General features: G+C 73.8%; 13 protein-coding genes. 10 read left to right on the top strand and 3 right to left on the bottom strand.

What is annotated here, in order from left to right:
* Positions 1-5: 5 nt before the first annotated feature.
* Positions 6-2,813, bottom strand: a complete 2,808-nt coding sequence (locus tag WME79_RS45940; RefSeq protein WP_437528522.1) for a DUF4388 domain-containing protein — start codon at positions 2,811-2,813, stop codon at positions 6-8.
* Positions 2,814-3,125: 312 nt separating this feature from the next.
* Between WME79_RS45940 and WME79_RS45935 the strand changes: the two genes are divergently transcribed.
* The 10 genes from WME79_RS45935 (at position 3,126) to WME79_RS45890 (ending at position 14,387) form a co-directional block, all read left to right on the top strand.
* The gene (locus WME79_RS45935; RefSeq protein WP_437528521.1) at positions 3,126-3,314 is read left to right on the top strand and encodes a hypothetical protein; all 189 of its coding nucleotides are present in this window, start codon (positions 3,126-3,128) and stop codon (positions 3,312-3,314) included.
* Positions 3,315-3,380: 66 nt separating this feature from the next.
* Entirely contained in the window at positions 3,381-4,058 is a 678-nt protein-coding gene (locus tag WME79_RS45930) for a sterol desaturase family protein (protein ID WP_437528520.1), read from the top strand.
* Between the two features lie 129 nt (positions 4,059-4,187).
* Entirely contained in the window at positions 4,188-5,339 is a 1,152-nt protein-coding gene (locus WME79_RS45925; RefSeq protein WP_437528519.1) for a hypothetical protein, read from the top strand.
* Between the two features lie 90 nt (positions 5,340-5,429).
* Positions 5,430-7,136, top strand: a complete 1,707-nt coding sequence (locus WME79_RS45920; protein WP_437528518.1) for a substrate-binding and vWA domain-containing protein — start codon at positions 5,430-5,432, stop codon at positions 7,134-7,136.
* Positions 7,137-7,144: 8 nt separating this feature from the next.
* Entirely contained in the window at positions 7,145-7,945 is an 801-nt protein-coding gene (locus WME79_RS45915) for a hypothetical protein (RefSeq protein ID WP_437528517.1), read from the top strand.
* Positions 7,942-9,138 carry a substrate-binding domain-containing protein gene (locus tag WME79_RS45910; RefSeq protein ID WP_437528516.1) on the top strand — a complete coding sequence of 399 codons (1,197 nt, stop codon included), beginning with the start codon at positions 7,942-7,944 and terminating at the stop codon, positions 9,136-9,138. The genes WME79_RS45915 and WME79_RS45910 overlap by 4 nt, the downstream gene beginning before the upstream one ends.
* Positions 9,139-9,374: 236 nt before the next feature.
* Positions 9,375-11,072, top strand: a complete 1,698-nt coding sequence (locus WME79_RS45905; RefSeq protein ID WP_437528515.1) for an ATP-binding protein — start codon at positions 9,375-9,377, stop codon at positions 11,070-11,072.
* Positions 11,069-12,247: a response regulator gene (locus WME79_RS45900; RefSeq protein WP_437528514.1), complete on the top strand. Its 1,179-nt coding sequence runs from the start codon at positions 11,069-11,071 to the stop codon at positions 12,245-12,247. The genes WME79_RS45905 and WME79_RS45900 overlap by 4 nt, the downstream gene beginning before the upstream one ends.
* Positions 12,248-12,434: 187 nt before the next feature.
* Positions 12,435-13,469, top strand: coding sequence for a hypothetical protein (locus WME79_RS45895; RefSeq protein WP_437528513.1), 1,035 nt, complete (start codon positions 12,435-12,437; stop codon positions 13,467-13,469).
* 252 nt (positions 13,470-13,721) lie between these two features.
* A complete protein-coding gene (locus tag WME79_RS45890; protein WP_437528512.1) occupies positions 13,722-14,387 on the top strand; it encodes a superoxide dismutase family protein in 666 nt (221 codons plus the stop codon).
* 52 nt (positions 14,388-14,439) lie between these two features.
* On the opposite strand, the gene WME79_RS45885 is transcribed toward WME79_RS45890, so the two are convergent.
* The gene (locus WME79_RS45885) at positions 14,440-16,497 is read right to left on the bottom strand and encodes a protein kinase domain-containing protein (protein ID WP_437528511.1); all 2,058 of its coding nucleotides are present in this window, start codon (positions 16,495-16,497) and stop codon (positions 14,440-14,442) included.
* A 224-nt stretch (positions 16,498-16,721) separates the two neighbouring features.
* A complete protein-coding gene (locus WME79_RS45880; protein ID WP_437528510.1) occupies positions 16,722-20,084 on the bottom strand; it encodes a protein kinase domain-containing protein in 3,363 nt (1,120 codons plus the stop codon).
* Positions 20,085-20,111 lie beyond the last annotated feature (27 nt).

Raw genomic sequence — 20,111 nt, 5'->3', positions numbered from 1 at the left:
GCCGCTTACGGCGGCCCCGCCTCGATCGCCCGCCGGTACCGCTCGCGCCGGTGCGGCTCGCGCAGGATCTCGTAGGCCTCGTCGAGCACCTCGATGACGAGCCGCACGTCGTCGAGCAGGTCCACTGTCGCGGCGGTGAGCAGGGAGGAGGGCTCGAAGGCCTTCCTGAGCGCGAGGTACGCGCGGCGGATCTCGTAGTTCGTCGCGTCGCGCGGGATGCCGAGGATCGAGAAGTAGTCCCCGTCCTCCACCAGCGCGAGCCGCGCCCGGACGCGCTGCCGGATCGCCTCCTCGTCGAGCGGATCCTCCGCCGGCGGGGGCGGCGCCTCGGTGATCGACGGCGGGATGAGGACGTCGAGCACCTCCAGGCAGACGAGCGCGTAGAGCACGCTCGCGTTCTCGGGCTCCGCCACGCTCACGAGCTCGCCGACGCTGCGGCCGCGCGCGGTGCGCACGAGCTCCTCCTCCTCGCGCCGCAGCGCGCACTCGCCGAGCAGGTTGCGCCGGACGCCGTCGTCGAGGCGCGCCCCCGGGCCGCCGAGGCGGCGCAAGGCGACCTCGGGGGCGATCACGCGGCGGATCGTCTCGACGAAGACCTCGGCGCCGGTGGCGCCGCCGAAGACGTTCGGCTCCGCCTTGAGGCGGCCCGGCGGCTCGGGCTCGAGGTCGCACGTGCCGGCCTCGACGAGCACGACATGGCCGATGACCCACTCGGCGTGCGCGCGCAGCACCGGCCAGAGGTCGTCCTGGCCGAGGTGGCCGTGCGCGATGAGCGCCGCGCCGGCGTGCCGGCCCGAGGCGGGGAGCTTGCCCGCGAGCCGCGCCGCGACCTCGCGCTCGAGGTCGCCCCGCCCGACCAGGAAGGCGAGCAGCGTCTCCTCGGGGATGCTCGAGCCAGCGGTGACGAGATCGCCCTCGTGCACGACGATGCGCCGCGCGCCCTCCTCGGTCGTGATCGCGAGGGCGCCGGAGGAGCGGCTGCCCACCGCGCGGGCCAGCGCGCGCGGCGCGTCGCCAGGGCCGAGCACCGTGGTCGAGGAGGCCCCGTCGGAGCTCGGCGCCTCGTCGACCAGCTCAGGCGCCATGGCGCGGCCGAGCCCGGCCGCGCTGACCGTGGCGGGCGCGGGCGGCACGAGCGGCAGCGCAGGCGGCGCAGGCCCACGCAGGGCCGCGCCGGAGATGGCCATGGACGGCGGAGCTTGCAGGGGTCCGCGGCCGAACGCGGCCGTGCTCGGCGCGGCAGGCGGGCTCGGCGCCAGGAGGCCGCGCCCGAGCGAGCCGGCGGCCGCGCTCGCCGGCACGGGCCCGCCAGGAGGCGCCGGGGCGCGCCCCCCCGGGGCGGAGCGGGCCGGGGACGGCACAGGCGGCAGCTCGGGCTCGGCCCGGCCGACCGACGGCAACAGCGCGGTCCTCACCTCGACCGAGGGAGGCGACACGAACGCGACGCCCGGAGAGGGCGGCGGCGGAAAGCCAGGCGCGCGGGCGTCACGGGCCTCGCGCGACCGGGGCGGCGGCGGCTCGGTGACGCGCTGGCGCACGCTCGGCTCGATGCGGCCCGACGGCGCGCGCGCCCAGTCGACGTCCTCGCCGCCGCGCACAGGGCCAGGCAGGGCGCGGTCCCACGCGGGCTCCTCTCGCGGCGCGGGCGATGGCGACCGTTCCCACGCCGGCTCGGGGCGCGGCGGCGGCGACGCGAAGGCGTGGGGCCGGCCCGCGTCGCGCGGGGTCGGCGGCGCGGCGTCGCGGCCGCCGCTCCGGAGCGCGGGACCGCCGTGATCGCGCTCCTCCCTGCCGTGCAGGTGCGCCTCCCTGTCGAGCGAGAGCGCCGCGAGCTCGGGGCCGGCGCGCTTCGTCGCGTGCGCCCGCTCGAGCGCGGGCTCGGCGTCGCGGTCGTCCTCGTGCTCGTCGCCCGGCTCGGCGAGCTCCGCGAGGGAGTCGCCGGGCCCTGTGTGCTCGGCGCGGGTGGCCGCCGGGTGCGGAGGCACCGCAATGCCATACGGGTCGGAGCTCGTCCTCGGCTGCGAGGGCGACCCGGTGGGCACCGGGGCGACGGCCGCGCTCGCGCCGGTCCGCGGCTCGTCCTCCTCGGGATCCAGCGGCTCGTCGAGGGCGGAGAGCAGCTCCGGCGACAGCATCAGGTCGACCTCTTCCTCGGCCGCCGGGATGCTCGACGGGTGCGCCTTCGCCGTGACCCGCTGCTCGGCGGCGACGAGGATCTCCTCGAGCTCCGGGCTGATCCGCGCCGGCAGGAGCCGCGGGCCGACCGCGTCGCCGTCCTCCTCCGGGGGCGGCAGCACCGAGCCGACGTCGAGCGGATCGAGATCGCTCGAGAAGTCGGGGTTCGACGGGACGTCGTGGTCGAGCGGCCCCGGGAGGCCCTCCGCGAGGCGCGCCTCGATGGCGTGCTCCCCGCGGAACCGCCCGGGCTCCGCGACCGCGCTCACGTGCGCGGCGAGCTCGGCGGTGTCGACCGGGCGCTCGAAGACCTGGCCGAACAGCTGGGGATCGAGCTCCGCCGAGCGGACCGGATCCCCCACGAGGAGCACGGACGCTGCGACGCCGCCCGGCCGCAGGTAGAGGCGCTCGAGCGTCTCGATCGCGCCGGGCTCGTCGATGTCCACGATCACGACCCGCGGCGCGTCGCTCGCGAGGCGCGCCTCGAGCTCGGCGATGGACGCCGCGATCACCTCGAAGCCCCGGCCCCGCAGCGCCGCGCCGATCGCCTCCCCGTCCGCCGACGCGTCGGCCAGCAGGATGGCGCCTTCGCGCGGGCGCGCCTGCACTGCTTCGTAGTCGTCGCGGAGCTCGGACACGGCGGTCATCTCGTGGCGGCGGCCCGGCGGAGCAGCGCCCAGGGGCCCGCATCGACTGGACTCTCGACGGTCGTCGGCGGGCTGTCAAACGCGATCGCGGCCCGCTTGCGTTCCCGTTGCGTTCCCGCAGCGCAGCGCAGCTCCCTCCACAACGGCCCCGCCGGCGCGGCGAGGTCTCCACCCCTGCCGCGCTGGGAGCGCCCGGCCGACATCACCTCCGCCACGCGAGCGCGAGGTCGACGCCGCCGCGCGCCGCCGCACGCGAGCGCGGCGGCGCCCCCGCTGTGGGCGCCGCGTGGTAGACGTCGACGCATGGTGCTCGGCGCTTCCCACAACGAGATCGCCCTGACGGCCTTCCTGCTCCTCGTCGTGCTGCTCGCCGCGAAGATCGGCCGCATCGGCGAGGCCATCGGTGGGCTGTTCGAGCGGAAAGCGCCTGCGACGGACGGCGGCGCGCCCGAGGACGGCGCGGAACAGCAGGAAGAACGCCAGGAAAGCTGACCGCGCCCCCTCGCCGCCGGCCTCGCCCGCGCTTGCGTTCTGTTTTTTTGGAATTCATAGTTTCCGATGCTCGCGAACGCGCCGGCCTCGCCGCGGCCTCGGCGGCGCGCGGAGATCGCGGCGCGGATCCCGCGCGGGTACCGCCCGGCGCTCCACCTCGCGGCGCCCACGCTGCTCGGCGCGCTCGTGCTCGCGGCGGCGGTGCGCCTCCTCGACGCCGTCGATGCCGTCGAGCTCCTCGCGGTGCCGGCGACGCTGCTGCTCGGCTTCGCCTTCGAGTGGTGGGCGCACAGGTCGGTGCTGCACCGGCGGGCGCCGCTGCTCGGCGCGCTGTGCGAGCGGCACGAGCGCGAGCACCACCTCGCCTTCACCGCCGACGACATGGCGCTGCGGAGCGCCCGCGAGCTCTGGCTGGTGCTGACGCCGCCCGCCTCGGCGCTCCTGGTCCTCGCCTTGCTGCTGCCGGTCGCCGCGGCGGCGGGCGCCCTGTTCTCGCGGGACGCAGCGCTGCTCGTGCTCGCGACGGCGATGGCGTTCTTCGTCAGCTACGAGTGGTTGCACCTCGCGTATCACCTGCCGGCGGACAGCCCTGTGTACCGGATCCCGGGGCTCGCGCGGCTCCGCGAGCACCACCGCAGGCACCATGATCCCCGGCTCATGAAGCGCTGGAACTTCAACGTGACCGTGCCCGTGTTCGATCTCGTCCGCGGGACGCGCTGGTCGCCGCGACGCAAGGGCGCGTAGCCACCGCGCAGGGGCGCGCAGCCGCCACGCCAGGGCGCGCCCTGGCGCAGCGCCATCCTCCGCCCCGCCGGGGCGCGCGAGGTGCGCGCGCCGGGGCGTCCGCCGCGGCCGTGTGCTAACGGGTCGCGCGTGCAGTCGCGGACCAGAGACGGCCTCGTCCTCCTGCTCGTCGGGGTCCTGCTCGGCGGCGGCGTCGCCTGGCTCCTCAGCCGCCGGCAGGAGAGCCCCCCCGCCGCGCCGCGCGCGCTCGACGCCGTGCCCGCGGGCGCGATGCTCGTCGCGACGCTCGATCTCCCGGCCCTGCGCGCCTCTCCCGCGTTCGCCTCGTTCCTGCGCGAGGAGCGCGAGATCCCGGGGCTCGGCAAGGTGCGCGACGTGTGCGGCTTCGATCCGGTGGCCGCGTTGACCGAGGTCGCGATCGCCATCCCGGCGGCGGGCGAGGGCGGCGACTTCGGGCTGGTCGCGGCCGGCGCCGTGCAGGACGAGGCGCTGCTCGCGTGCGCCTCCAAGGTCATCGAGGCCCGCGGCGGGCGGCCGGTCGTCTCCGGGATCGGCAGCTTCCGCGCGGTGCGGGACTCGAGCGCCGAGGGCCACGGCGAGATCGCCGTGCGCCCCGGGGGGCCGATCCTGCTCGGCGGGGGCGCGTACCTGCGCGCCATGATCGACGCCGCCGAAGGCCGCGCCGGGAACGTCGGCGCGAGCGCCGCGCACGACGACATCGCCCGCGCCGTGGGCGAGGGGGCGGCGCGCGTCACGGTGGTGCTCACGCCCGAGCAGCGCGCCGAGATCGGGCGCGAGCTCGCGCTCAGCGGCTCCAGCCGATCGCCCGCGGCGTCCCTGCTCTCCGGCGGCGCCAGCGTCGCGCTCGGCCCCCAGATCGCCGTCCACGCCGCCGTCCTCTGCGACGCCGAGGCCCCCTGCGAGGCGCTCGGCGCGGAGCTACGCGCGGCCCGCGACGCGCGCGCGGCGGACTTCGCGACGCGGCTCGTCGGCTTCGGCGCCGTGCTCGAGCGCATCGCGATCGCGGCCGACGGCAAGGCGCTCCACGCCCGCGTCAAGCTGTCGCCCGAGGAGGCCAGCTTCCTCGTCGATCGGCTCGCCTCGCTGCGCGGCCTCCGTCAGCCCGCGCCCGCGCCCAGGCGGCCGCCGCCCGCGCAGGCAGACAGCGACGCCCCGCCGCCCGCAGACGCCAGCGCGCCGCCGCACGCAGACGCCGGCCCGCCGCCGCCCGACGCGGTCGTCGCGCCCCGGCAGGCGAAGCCGGACGGCGGCGCGCGCTAGCGCCGGTAGCGCGGGCCGAGCGCGTTCCGACGCAGAGTTGTCACACAACTCGTCTATGTGAAATGCGTTTGAACCCGAGGAGACCGGTCCATGACACGACGGGACGCGCTGTCGCTCGCGATCCTGGCGCTCGCGCTGTGCGCCAGCTGCAGCTCGAAGTCCGATGGACCGTCGCCCGGGGCGGCCCCGGTCACCTCCGAGAAGCCCGCGCCCGAGCCGGCGAAGGCGCCCGTGACCGTCGTCGTCGCGTACGGCAGCGAGAAGAAGACCTGGCTTGAGGAGCAGGCGCAGCGCTTCGAGGCGCGCGGCGGAAAGACGAAGTCCGGCCGGCCCATCCATATCGAGCCGAAGGCGATGGGCTCCGGCGAGGCGGTCCAGAGCATCACCTCCGGCGAGCTCAAGCCGACCGCGTTCAGCCCTGCGTCGGGGGTCTACGTCTCGCTCCTGAACAACGCCTGGTCGGCGAAGACCGGCAAGCCCAGGCCGCTCTCGCCCGCCGGCGACCCGCTCGTCCTCTCCCCGATCGTCGTCGCGATGTGGAAGCCGATGGCCGAGGCGCTCGGCTGGCCTGGCAAGCCGATCGGCTGGAGCAACCTCATCAAGGTCAGCGCCGACCCGAAGGGCTGGGGCGCGCTCGGCCACCCCGAGTGGGGCCGCTTCAAGCTCGGCCACACCCACCCCGAGTACTCGAACTCCGGCCTCCTCGCCGTGCTCGCCGAGGCCTACGCCGGCGCCCGCAAGACGCGCGGCCTGACCGCCGCCGACCTCGATGCGAAGCCCACCCAGGACTACCTCCGCAGCATCGAGCAGACGATCGTCCATTACGGCAAATCGACCGGCTTCTTCGGCGACAAGATGCTCGCCCGCGGGCCGGCGTACCTCTCGGCCGCCGTGCTCTACGAGAACCTCGTCATCGAGTCGTACGCGAAGCGCGGCGACGCGCCGTTCCCGATCGTCGCTGTCTACCCGGTCGAGGGCACGTTCTGGTCCGATCACCCGTACGCCGTCCTCGACGCGGAGTGGGTGGGCAGCGAGGAGCGCGAGGGCGCGCAGGCCTTCCTCCAGTTCCTCAAGGAGAAGCCCCAGCAGGAGCGCGCGCTCGCGCTGGGCTTCCGGCCGGCCGACCCGTCGATCCCGATCGGCGCGCCGGTCGACGCGGACCACGGCGTCGACCCGAAGCAGCCGCAGACGCTGCTCGACGTGCCCGACGGCGCGACGCTCGAGAAGCTGCTCGGCGTCTGGCAGAGCGTGAAGAAGACGAGCGACGTGATCCTCGTCTTCGACAAGTCCGGGAGCATGGCCGGCAAGCCGCTCGCCGAGGCGAAGAACGGGGCCAAGTCGTTCCTCGACGTCCTGCACGACCGCGACGACGTGACGCTCCTCTTCTTCGACGGCGCGCTCTACCCGGCGATCGGGCCGAAGCAGCTCGGCAAGGACAAGGCGGAGCTCGTCGCGCGCATCGACGGGACGGTGGCCGACGGCAAGACGGCGCTCTACGACGCCGTTGCGAAGGCCTACGAGCTCGCCCTCGCCCGGGCCAAGGCGGAGCCGGCGCGCATCCACGCGGTCGTGGTCATGACCGACGGCAAGGACGAGCACAGCAAGCTCGCGCTCGACGCGCTGATGAAGCGCTTCTCGGACGAGGACGCGCCCGTGAAGGTCTTCACGATCGCCTACGGCGCGGGCGCCGACCCGACCGTGCTGGAGCAGATCGCCGAGGCCGCGAAGGGGTCGAGCGCGAAGGGCGCGACCGACACCATCGTCGGGGTGTACAAGGACATGGCGTCCTTCTTCTGAGAGGCACCGTGGCGAACGAAGGCGAACGAGGCGGCGGGCCCCGCTCCCCCGTCGGGCGGGTCCTGGGGAAGGCGGCGACCGGCACCATCAACCTCGCCGTCGCGGGCAGCGCCGCGGTGGGCGCCGCCGCGCTGCACTCCTGGCCCGTCCTCGCGCTCGGCGGCGTCGCCTACGCGGCGCTGGTCGCGTGGGACATGGTGAGCCCCAGGTTCTGGAAGCAGGCGCTCGCGGCGCCGCCCGCCGCGCTCCCCGACCCCGACGAGCTGCTCGACCACGCGACCCGGGACGCCGTGCGGGCCATCCTCTCCGCCCGCAAGGAGCTCGAGGCCGTGCTCGAGGAGACGAGCGACGAGGTGAAGGGCCACCTCGGCCAGACGCTCTCCTCGATCACCGAGCTGGAGCAGCGCTCGGCGCGGCTCATCGCCCGGGCCGAGGAGCTCGCGCGCTACCTCGGGAAGGTGAGCGCCGACCCGGTCCGGCAGGAGATCGCGCGGCTCGACGAGAAGGCGCGCTCGGCGCGCGACCCTGCGGCGCGGCGCGAGTACGAGAGCGCGCGGAAGGTCCGCGAGGAGCAGCTCAAGGCGCTCGACGACATCGCCGGCGCCAGGGAGCGGGTCGTCGCGAACCTCTCGCGCATCGTCGCCACGCTCGAGGGGCTGCCGGCCAAGATCGTGCGGATGCGCGCGCTCGACGCGCAGGCGATGGATCAGCTCTCGGGGTCCATGCACGACGAGCTCGAGCACATGAACGTCGAGCTCAAGGCGTTCGAGGAGACGTTGACGACCCTCGGGGAAATGGCGAGCGCATGAAGGCCAAGGGCATCATCATCGTGGGGTTCCTCATCGCCGTCGCGGTCGTGCTGTTCCTGACGACGCGCGACAAGCAGGCCGCCCAGCCCGACGTGGTCACCGCCGCGCTGAGCGCGAGCGCGGCGGCGCTCCCGCCCCCCGCGCCGGCCACCGAGATCTCGATGCTCTACAGTAGCGAGAAGCAGGAGTGGATCGAGGCGGCGCTCGCGGACTTCAAGAAGGAGCACCCCGAGATCTCGCTGCGCCTCAAGGCCATGGGGTCGATCGACGCGGCCCAGGCGATCGTCGACGGCAGCGAGAAGCCCACGATCTTCAGCCCCGCCGACTCGCTGGTGCAGAACCTGCTCATGTCGGACTGGCAGACGAAGTACAAGACGGAGCTGTTCGCCGCCACCGGCGACGACGCGCCGCAGCCCATCGTCATCACGCCGCTCGTCTTTGTCATCTGGGAGGACCGCGCGAACGCGCTCCTCAAGGCGTCGCGCGGGGAGATCTCCTGGCAGGCGATCCACAAGGCGGTGAAGTCCAACGAGGGTTGGCCCGCGGTCGGCGGCCAGCCCGCCTGGGGTTTCGTCAAGCTCGGCCACACCGACCCGACGCGCTCGAACTCCGGCCTCCAGGCGCTGCTCCTGATGACGCTCGACCACTACAAGAAGACGAGCGGCCTCGCCGTGGGCGACCTCTTGAACCCCAAGTACCAGGCGTTCATCGGCGAGATCGAGAAGGGCGTGCCCCGGTTCGAGACGTCGACCGGGACCTTCATGACGGACATGGTCCGGTTCGGCCCGTCGAAATACGATATCGCGGTCGTCTACGAGAACCTCGCGATCGCGCAGCTCGAGAACGCGCAGGGCCGCTGGGGCAACCTCAAGGTGTACTATCCGGCGACGACGCTCTGGAGCGATCACCCGATCGCCGTCCTCCAGGCCGACTGGGTGACGCCGGCGCAGAAGCAGGCCGCGGGCATCTGGATTCGTTACCTAAAGAGCCGCCCTGTCCAGGAGAAGGCGCTCGCGTACGGGTTCAGGCCGGCGGACACGGGCGTGCCGCTGAAGACGGCCTCCGCGACGAACCCCTTCACCCGGCTCACGCAGCACGGCGTGAAGATCGACATCCCGCCCGTGGCGCAGGTGCCCGACGGCCAGGTGGTCAAGAACCTCATGATGATGTGGACCCGAGTCGTGGGCAAGTGACCGCCGCAGCGCGGCGCGGCGCGTCTTCCTGGTTCCGCGTTCCGCGTTCCGCGTTCCGCGTTCCGCGTTCCGCGTTCCGCGGTTCCGTGGTCTGCCTGACGACCGCGCCGCTCCGCCGCCAAAAGCCGCGCGGCGCGCCCGATCGGGCGCCCACGGGCTGCCCCGAACTCCTGTAACCTGATCGTTGCCTTCCGACGGGATCGGCGCTCCGGTCCTTCCCGCCGCGCAGGAGGCGGGTGGGGGCACATCGCATGCAGGTCGTCGGGATCTCCGCCTCCGTGGTCGTCGGGACCCTCCTTCTGGTCGCCCTCTGGGCGCTCCTCCGGCGGCTCCACGCCCGCGAGCGCGAGCTCGAGCGGAAGGCGCAGGAGCTCGCGGTGAGCCGCGCCGCGGAGCAGCGGCTGTGCGAGGAGCTCGTCGAGGCGCGGCGGGCCGAGGAGGAGGCCCGCAGGGCGAGGGAGGAGGCCGTGACCGCGAGCCGGTCGAAGAGCGCGTTCCTCGCCAACATGAGCCACGAGCTCAGGACCCCGCTCAACTCGATCCTCGGCTTCGCGCAGCTCGTGGAGCGCGACCCCTCGCTCGCCGACCGGCACCGCGAGAACCTCGCGGTCATCTGCAAGAGCGGCGAGCACCTGCTCGGCCTCGTCAACGACATCCTCGAGATGGCGAAGATCGAGGCCGGCCGCATGACGCTCGTCGACGCCGAGTTCGACCTCCACGACACGCTCTCGGGGCTCTCGGAGATGTTCGCGGTCGAGGCCCAGAAGCGGGGCCTCACGCTCACGGTGGAGCGGGAGCAGGACGTGCCGCGGCACGTCCACGGCGACGAGGGGAAGCTGCGGCAGGTGCTCATCAACCTGCTCGGCAACGCGCTGAAGTTCACGCCGCGCGGGTCGGTCACGCTGCGCGCCTCGGCGCGGCGCGTTGCCGGCACGCGTGAGGGCGGCACGGTTGACGGCGGCGCGCACGACGGCGCGGCGGGGCGGGTGCGGGTGTCGTTCGAGGTGACGGACACCGGCCGGGGCATGGCCAAGGAGGAGCTCGCGGAGCTCTTCGAGGCGTTCGCGCAGACCGCGACCGGGCGGCAGTCGCGCGAGGGCACGGGCCTCGGGCTGCACATCAGCCGGCGCATCGTGCGGATGATGGGGGGCGACATCCGGGTGGAGAGCCAGGTCGGCCGCGGGACGACGCTCCGCTTCGACGTGCGCCTGTCGCTGGTCGACGCGCCCGACGCGCGCGCCGGCGGCGCGACGCCGCGGTCGATCCGGGCCGTGGGGCTCTCGCCGGGCCAGCCCAGGTACCGCGTGCTCGTCGTCGACGACCGGTGGGACGTGCGCCACTGCCTGCTCAAGCTGCTCGACTCGGTGGGCATCGAGGTGCGCAGCGCGACCAACGGGCTCGGCGCGGTGGCGCAGTGGGAGACGTGGGCGCCGCACCTCGTCCTGCTCGACCTCCGCATGCCGCTGCTCGACGGCTACGAGGCGGCGAGCCGCATCAAGTCGAGCCCGCGGGGGCACGAGACGGTCGTCGTGGCGATGACCGCGAGCGCGTTCGAGCAGAACCGGGCGCTCGCGGCGGAGGCGGGGTGCGACGACTTCGTGAGCAAGCCGTTCCGCGACGCGGACATCCTCGGCCTCCTGACGAAGCACCTCGGGGCCCGCTTCGAGTACGAGGAGCGCCCTGCTGAGCCCGGCGCGGCCCAGGGGGCGCCGGCCGTCGACCTCGCCCGGGCGGCGGCCGGGCTGCCCGCCGCGCTCCGCAAGGACCTCCGGCGGGCGGCGACGCGGCTCGACGCGAAGGCCGTCCAGGCGACGATCGATCGGTTCCGGCCGGAGGACGCGGATCTCGCGGGGGCTGTGGCCGAGCTCGCGCGGGGGTATCGCTTCGACAGCATCTTGGCGCTATCGAGCGCCGACGAGGAGGAGCCGTCATGACGGACACCGACGCAAAGCCAGCCCCCCGCGGGGCGGCCCCGGGCGCGCGGCCGGAGCGCCCCAAGGAAGAGCCCGCGAGCATCCTGATCGTGGACGACATGCCGGCGAACCTGTCGCTCCTGACCTCGATGCTGACGGCGCAGGGCTACGAGGTGCGGGCGGCGATCAGCGGCGCGATGGCGCTGATGTCGGCGGCGGCGGCGCCCCCGGACCTCATCCTGCTCGACGTGAGCATGCCCCACATGGACGGCTACGAGGTGTGCCGCCGGCTCAAGGGGGATCCCGGGACGGCGGACATCCCGGTCATCTTCCTGAGCGCGATGACCGGCATCGGCGACAAGGTGATGGCGTTCGACGCGGGCGGCGTCGATTACGTCACGAAGCCGTTCGAGCTGCGCGAGGTGCTCGCCAGGGTGGGGACGCAGCTGCTCTTGCACCGGCAGCGCCGGGAGCTCGAGCGGCAGCGGAGGGAGCTCGAGGAGCGCTACGCGCAGATGCGCCAGATGCAGGCGGCGCTGCGCGGTTATCTGTCCGACCGGGCGTGGGAGAGCATCGAGGAGAGCGTGTCGTCGAACAGGCCGAGCCCGCCGGCGCGCGAGGTGCTGACGGTGCTGGTCAGCGACATCGAGGAGTTCGTCCGGCTCTCGGAGAGCGAGGATCCTGGGCCGCTGATCGCGGATCTCAGCCTCTACATGGCCACGGTGGCGCAGATCGTCTACGACCACGCGGGCGAGGTCGACAAGTACGTTGGCGACGGCATGCTCGCGTTCTTCCGGAGCGCGAGTGACGCGCTCGCGGCGGCGCTGCGGATCCAGCAGAGCATCGCGACCTTCAACGAACACCAGCGCTCGCAGGGCCGGCCCGCCTTCCCGACGCGGCTCGGGCTCTCGACAGGGCCCGTCCTCCTGGCGAGCATCGGGTCGAGCGGCAGGCGGGAGTTCACCATCATCGGCGATCGTGTGAACACCGCGTTTCGAATTCAGGCGCAGGCGAGGGCCGGTGGCCTGCTGATGGATGAGGCGACGTTCACCGCGGCCGGGAGCCCGGGAGAAGCGATGCCCGCGCTGGTGCGGATCCGGGGGAAGCAGGGAGAGGAGAGGCTCTATGCGATCTCGCCGGAGGCGATGCTTTCGGGCGGCGGGCGCGGCGGGCGCGGCGGGGCGGACGGCGGTTGAGCGCTCACGCTCGCTCCCGGCCCGATAGGCTGGCTATTCAAGGCTGCTCCCGGGCCTGATCGTGTTGCCCCGCACCGCCGGGGCCATTCGAGTTCGAGCGCCTGGATCGTGCGATCTGCCGAAAACGTTCGTTCTTGAACCACGCGATGACCTCGTGCAATAGTCGCCGCGGAGGATGGAGACGAACATGAAGCTTCAATATAGCGTTACTTTGCTTGGCCTGCTCGCGACCTTTGCGGCGGGCGCGGCTGCGTGCTCGGATGACGATGGTGGCACGACGTCCGCGTCGTCCTCGACCACCGGCACGGGCGGCGGCGCCACCAGCGGCGGCGCCACGGGCGGAGGCGGCGCCGGCGGCGCGGGCGAGGGCGGCGGCGCCACCAGCGGCGGCGCCACGGGCGGCGGCGGCGCGGGCGAGGGCGGCGGGACCGGCGGCGGCTCGGCCTGTGAGGCGCTGCTCTGCGACGACTTCGAGTCGTACGAGGGCCAGGGCGAGAACGGCGAGAAGCTGGGCGCGTGGACGGTCTACACGGCCATGGCGGGCTCCACCGTGTCGGTCGACACGGAGAGGCATTACAGCGGCACCAAGTCCATCAAGGTGACCACGCCCGCGAGCACCGGAGACAACAACTACAAGTCGGCGATGATCAAGTTCGCGGACACCGACGCCCTGCCCACCGCAGAGAACGTCGTCCATGGTCGCATGATGTTCTTCCTCGAGGCTGCGCCGACGGGGGATGTGCACTGGACCATCATCGACGGTTCAGGGACCATTCCTGGCAGCGATTTCGAGGGAAATCCCTACGCGGCACAGTATCGCTACGGCGGGCAGCACCCGGTCACGGGCGGCAGCCAGCTCATGGCGAACTACGATACGCCCGGATACTGGAGCGACCCGAAGACCGGCCCGCAGTCGGACTGCTGGCACCACGCGGAGAACAAGGTGGTCCCGGTCGGCGCGTGGACCTGCGTCGAGTTCAGCTTCGACGGGCCGAAGAACGAGATGCGCTTCTGGCTCAATGGCGCGGAGGTGCCCGAGCTCAAGGTGTCCGGGACCGGCCAGGGCTGCGCCAACAACGTGGAGAACTACGAGTGGACCGCGCCGGCTTTCGACAGCGTCGGCCTCGGCTGGGAGTCCTATCAGGCGGATTCGGCCCGCTCGATGTGGATCGATGACGTCGTGATCGGCACCGGGCCCATCGGCTGCCCGCCCGCGCAGTGAGCGCGCGTCGCTGAGCTCGGCGAGGCGCGGAGACGGACTCCGCGCCTCGCTGGTCTTTGTCCAGGGGTCGGGCGCGCGCTGCCCACGGCGCCGAGGCCGGCGCGAGGGGCGCTGGCCGCGGCGCCGTGGGCAGCGCGCGCATCACGCCGGCGCGCCTGACGAATGTCGGGTTCGCCGATTGATCGCTCGCCAGGACCGCTCTAGGAGACGGCGGAGGTCCAACGCCTCACGAACCTGGAGGTCTCCGCTGTGATGAAACCGGCCTATCGTCTCTCGCTGCTCGCCTCGTTCGTCCTGGGCGCCACCGCTTGTGGCGGCGCGCCCGAGCCGGCCCCTGCGGTCCCCGACGTCCCCGCCCAGCCCGCGCAGCCTGCGCCGGAGACGCCCGCGGCGCCCACGGCCGCGGCGCCCGAGGCCAGCCCGCCGGCGCCGGAGGCCGCGGCGCCGCCCGCCGCGCCGCCTGCGCCGCCGGTGAGCGTCTCGGTGCCCATCGAGGCGCGGACCAAGTCGAAGCTCAAGGGCACCGCGACCTTCACCGAGGTCGAGGGCGGCGTGAAGGTCGCCGTCCAGGTCTCGGGCGCTCCCAAGGGCAAGGTCGCCGTCCACGTGCACGAGACCGGCGATTGCAGCGCCCCGGATGCGAAGAGCGCGGGCGCGCACTACAACCCTGAGAACCACCCGCACGGCCTCCCCGACGGCGCGGCTCACCACCTCGGCGATCTCGGCAATATCGAGGTCAAGCCCGATGGGACCGGCGCCCATGAGATCATCGCCAAGGGCGCGAATCTCAAGCAGGGCGCTCCGAACACCTTCCTCGGCCGCGCCATCATCGTCCACGAGAAGGCGGATGACGGCGGCCAGCCCGCCGGCAACGCCGGTGGCCGCATCGGTTGCGGCGTCATCTCGCAGGGCAAGTGACGCGCGCGTGGCGCGGTCCGCCGCGCCGCGCTCACGACACGTTGACTCCACCTTACCGCCTGTCCTGAGAGGGCCTCTCCCCGAGCGCCCGCAGGGCGGGAGTCTCCCTCTCCGGTGTCACCGGGGCGGAGCGCTGACCGGAACGCCCTTTCCCCCCGGGGGGCGAGCCCGGGCTCGGGAGGCTCCCGCTCGCGGGGAGCCTCGGCGCGGCCGTGGCGCGTCCGGGCTCCTGCTCCGTGCGCCGGACCTGCTCTCGAAGCGCCTCGCGCTCGACCCCCCCCGCCGGCTCGGACGACGGCGGCGGGGACGCAGAAGACGCCGCGGCCGCCGGGACGACGTGACCGGCGGGCTCGGCGTTGCGCTCCTCGCTGGCGCTGCGCGTCTCGTTCAACGTGGCGCCCGGGAGGGGCGGCCCGGAAGCGCTGGAGCCCGACGGCCGCTCCTCGGGCCGCGTCCCGCTGGCCAGCAGCGCGACGACGATCGCCGCCGCCACCGCCGCCAGGACGAAGCTCGCCCTGAAGGGCGAGCGCAGCCGCCGGAGCGTGTCGGCGAGCGTCGTCTCGTCAGCGTCGTCCTCGACGCGCGCGCTCTCCGGAGCTGGGCCGGCCGCGCCGAGCCCGGCACGGCCGGCCTCCGCCTTGGTCTGCGGTCGGTCCGAGCCGGTTGCCGCCTCGCTCCGCTCCGCAGGAATGGCCTCCGCCCGGGCGCGCGCGTGGTTCGAGACCGTGACGGCCTCGCTCCGCTCCACCGGATCCGCCCCCGCATGGGCGCGCGAGCGGTCCGAGAGCGTCGCCGCCTCGCTCGGCTCCGCAGGGCTGGCTTCGGCCCGAGCGCGAGGGCGCTCCGAGACCGTGACGGCCTCGCTCTGCTCCACCGGATCCGCGTCCGCATGGGCGCGCGAGCGGTCCGAGACTGTCGCCGCCTCGCTCCGCTCCACCAGGTCGGCCTCCGCCGGACCGGCGCGCAAACGGTCCGGGACCGTGGCCACCTCGCTCCGCTCGACAGGATCGTCCTCTGCAGGAGCCGCAGGCAACACGGGAAGTGGAAGCTCCGGGCGAAGCTCGATCGCCATGCCGCCGGTCGATGGGCCGGAGCCCATGGTGGTGGGGATCGAGCCGCGCTCCCCCGCGTCGATGCCGTCCACGCCAGGGCGCACCCCGGACAGCGAGTCGCGCAAGCCCCCGCGCAGGATGCGCTGGATGCGGTCGACGAGCGGCTGCGCTGCGGGCGGCGCGAACGGGCGGAGCGCCAGCGTGAGCTCCGCCAGGTCGGGCCAGCGCTTGTCGCGGTCCCGCTCGAGGCACCGCATGATGATCGGATCGATCTCCGGCGAGAGCCCGCGGCAGACCTTCGACGGCAGCTGCGGCACGAACTTGCCCCCGAGCACGAGCGAGACCGTCTGGACGGAGCGCGCATGCATGGGATACCGGCCGGTGAGCAGCACGTAGAGCAGCGACCCGACGGCCCAGATGTCCGCGCGCGCGTCGACGTCGCGCTGCCCGCGCATCTGCTCGGGGGGCATGTAGTGGGGCGTCCCCAGCATCTGGCCCGTGCTCGTCCGCATCTCGGCGACCCCGAGGAGCGCCGCCTGCGACACCTTGGAGACGCCGAAGTCGAGCACCTTGATGCACGGCGTCCCCTCGCGGGTGTGCGTCAGAAAGAGGTTGGCGGGCTTCACGTCGCGGTGCACCAGCCCGAGCGCGTGCGCCTCCGCGAGCGCGTCGCACGCCTGGATCACGTAGAGCGTCGCCTCCTCCACCGGCAGCGGGCCCCGCTGCTTGCGGATGACCCGGAGATCGCGGCCGTCGAGGAACTCCATCACCATGTACGGCAGCCCGTTCTCGAGCCGCCCGACGTCGTGCACCTTGACCGCGTGCTCGCTCCTGAGCCGCGACGCGATCCGCGCCTCCTGCAAGAAGCGCCCGCACATCTCCGGATCGGCCGCGGTGGCCGGCAGCAGCAGCTTGATCGCCCGGAGCTCGTCGAGATCGACGTGGGTCGCGGCGACGACGGCGCCCATCGCGCCCTTGTCGAGCAGCCGGTCCACGCGGTACTTGCCGGCGATCAGGGTTCCGACCTCCAGCCCTTCGATCTCTTCCAGGCCGCGCATGTTCGAAACCTCCGACCGAGAGCGCCGCGCCGCGGCAGCCAGCATAGCGCAGCCGATCGTCGGCCGGACAGCCGATGCCGAGGAAGCGACGCGCATCTGACCCTCTGCGCCCTCTGCTGGCCTGTACGACGTTCACGTGTCGGCGCGGCGCGATGTCGCGGACGCTCCCGCCGTGCGCCGCGGCGCTCGCGGGAGCGCGCCACGCCGGCGCGGCCCGCCCTGGCTCAGCCCCCTTCCCGCGCCCCGTTCGGCCTCTTGATCGCGATCGTCCGCCGCGCGCCGCCCGACTCGAGCGTGAGCTCGAGGGTGGCGCCCTCCTGCGCGCTCGGCAGCGCATGACGCATCGCTTCAAAGCTGACGACCGGCCGGCCGTTGATCGCGACCACCGCGTCGCCGACGCGAACGCCCGCGGCCGCGGCGGGGCCGCGGTCTTCCACGGCGACCACGACGGCGTCGCCGCTCGTCTTCAGCTCGCCTTCGAGCAGGGGGAAGAGGGGCGCCGCGGTCAGCCCGAGCGCGCTGACCGTCCTCCGGTAGCTCTGCACGGCCGCGTCGAAGCTCTCCTTGCGCATGCGGTAGCGCGCGACGGCCGCGACCGCGCCGTCGCGCTCCTGGAAGCGCGCGTCGACGCGCTCGGGGGTGGCGAACGCGCCGACCTGCTTCAGGTAGCGGCTCGCCTCGGCCTCCGCCATGCCGGCGCGCCGCGCGCCGCCGCCGTGCGCCTGGATGAAGCCGTACGCCTGCGACCCCGCGAGCGCCGGCACGACGTTGCTCGCGAGCCGGGAGATCGCGTCGGCGCGCGCGACCGCGAGCGCCGCCTCTCGGCTGGCGCCCGAGCCCTCGCCGACCACGAAGATCGCGTCGCCCTCGGCGGTGAACGGCCTGTCCATCCACGGAGGGCTCTCCTCGGCCGGCGGCGCCGCGTGCCACCCTGAGCTCGACGCGGGCGGCGGATCCGCCCCGGCGGCGGTGCGCGAGCGTCCCCGGCCCTGGTAGGCGAAGGCCACGGCGAGGAGGAGCAGCGCGCCCGCCGCGAACGCCGCGAGCACCCCGCGCGATCTGGAGCCACCGGCCACCGAGACGGCCGCGGCCTGCGGAGACGCCCCCGCCGACGCCGCTGCACTCACCGGCGCCGCTGCGCCGCCTGGCGCCCCTGCCGGCGCCGCTGCGCCCGCTGGCGCCCCTGCCGGCACCGCTGCGCCCGCGGGCGCCCCTGCCCCTGCGCCCGCCCCCGCCGTCGTCACGTGGCCCCCCGCGGCAGAGCGCTTCGTCGCCGGCTCAGGCGCCCCGGCGAGCGCGGGCGCCGGCTCGGCGCCGAGGCGCTTCAGCGCCGGCCGGAGCCACGGGAACGCGAGCGGCGCGTTGCACCGCTTGCACGGCACGTACGGCTCCCGGTCCTCGCGGGCGGCGTGCGCGGCCTCCTTCACGTCGAGCAGCGTCTGCCGGGGCGCGTTGCACCGCTCGCAGGTGCCGTCGACGATCGCCGAGACCACCTCCGCTCGCAGCGGGGGGCTCTCGGAGGCGAGGTGCTCGAGCAGCACCACGGGACAGCCCTCGATCTGGATCGACGTCACCTCGCCGCCCAGCGCGCGGAGCGACAGCGCGAGCGCCCTCGCGCCCTCGGACGTCACCCCCGCCGCGCCCGCGAGATCGAGCACCAGCGCCCCCTCGATCCCGTCGAGCGCGCGCTTCCACCGGACGTGCGCGTCGAGCTTGCAGCGCACGCGGATGCGCGTCCCGCGCTCGTCGACCGTCTTCTCGATCGCCTCGTGGCTCCCCGCGTCGAGCCGCGCGAGCTCGTCGAGCGCGGCCCGCACGTCCTCCGGCAGATCGATCCCCGCGTGGATCGCCGCGAACGCGAAGTAGCTCTCGGCGTCGTCGTCGAACACCGCCGCCGCGCCGCAGCGCGGGCAGGGGCTCGCGGGCGGCTCGTGCGTCCTGACGAGGTGCGCGTCCCTGTCGCAGTCGAACAGCCGATCGAAGGCGGCGCCGCAGCGCTCGCACCGGTACGGGCCGTAGAACGACACGACGCGCCCGTCCCCGAAGAAGCGGCGGATCATGCTGATCTGGTTCACGATCGGCTCGGTGCAGCGGCCGATGTAGATCTCGGACGCGCTCCGCGACACCTCGGCCAGCATCGCCATCCACTCGCGCACGCCGAACGACGTGACCCGCTGCACCCCGCCCAGATCGAAGAGCACGCGGCCGGAGATGCCGCGCGCGACCGCGAGGCCCTGGAGCTCCTCGGTCATCCGCCCCGACAGCGAGACGATCAGCAGGCTGCCCAGCCTCCGCTTGGTCACCGTCAGGGCCCGCGGGCCGTGCGCCCCCTCGGGCTCCGCCCCGGGGCCGGCGTCCGCGAGCGACAGCGCGGGGAGCCTCCTGGAGCGCGGCGGCGTATCCGGATCCCCCGCGGCGTCGGGCCGCGACGCCGCGAAGAGCGGCGCGGAGAGCTTCGTGGCGACCCCGCCCGGGCGGCCGGTCTCGGCGGCCTGCGGCGCCCCGCCCGCGGCGTCGAGCGCGCCCGCGAAGGAGTCCTCGTTCTGTATCGACTCCTCCTTCTTGACGATGTGCGATTCGAGGTCCGCCCCCGAGGCGAGCGCGCCCCGCCACGCCTCCACGCGCTGGCCGAACAGCTCCGACATGAACGACGACAGGGCGAGCGCCGAGGTGGCGAGCCGCTCCTCCCGGGCGAACGCCTCGAGGTCGATCTGGAGATCCCTCGCGGTCGCGTACCGCTTCTCCCGATCCCGCTCCAGGCACTTGAGCAGGATGCGCTCCAGCCCCGGCGGGTAGTCGGCGCAGACCTCGCTCGGCGGCAGCACGGGGTCCTCCACGATCGCCCGCATCAGCTCGAACTCGGTGGCGCCGCGCCGGAACATCCGGCTCCCCGTCGACAGCTCGTAGAGCAGGAGGCCGACCGAGTAGACATCGCTCCGGCGATCGAGGTGCTCGCTCGTGCACTGCTCGGGCGACATGTACGGGACCTTGCCCTTGAGCGCGCCGTCGCGCGTCTCGTTGACGCGGTTCGCCGCCTTCGCGATCCCGAAGTCGAGGATCTTCACGGCCCCGTCGTAGGTGACGATCACGTTGTGCGGGGACACGTCGCGGTGGACGATGTCGAGCGGCTTGCCGTCGAAGCCGACCTTCTCGTGCGCGTAGTGGAGCCCCGCCGCGACGCCCGCCGCGATGGTGATCGCGTGCTCGATCGGCATCCGCCGGTTCGCCGACCGGAGCGACTTCCGGACGGTCCTGAGATCCTCGCCGTGGAGGTACTCCATCGCGATGACCGGCACGCCATCGACGTCCTCGACGTCGTACATCTGGACCAGGTTGGGGTGGTCCAGGGTGGCGGCGATGCGCGCCTCGTCGAGGAACATCCGCACGAACTCGGGGCTGTCGACGAGGTGCGGGAGGATGCGCTTGACCACGCAGATCTTCCTCACGCCCGAGATGCCTGCGACGGAGGCCACCCAGATCTCGGCCATGCCGCCCATGCCGATCTTCTTGATCAGGCGGTACCTGCCGAGCGTGGTGGGGTGGCGCGAGCCGACGCTCATGGGGCCGGCGGCGTAGCGCTCGGTCATTCGACCGCCTCCATCGCTCGAGCCGGC

The sequence above is a fragment of the Sorangium sp. So ce726 genome (assembly GCF_051521405.1).
In the GTDB taxonomy this organism is placed as follows: domain Bacteria; phylum Myxococcota_A; class Polyangia; order Polyangiales; family Polyangiaceae; genus Sorangium.
The sequence above is the reverse complement of the archived record's forward strand: the minus strand, read 5'-3'. Positions and strand labels throughout refer to the sequence as shown.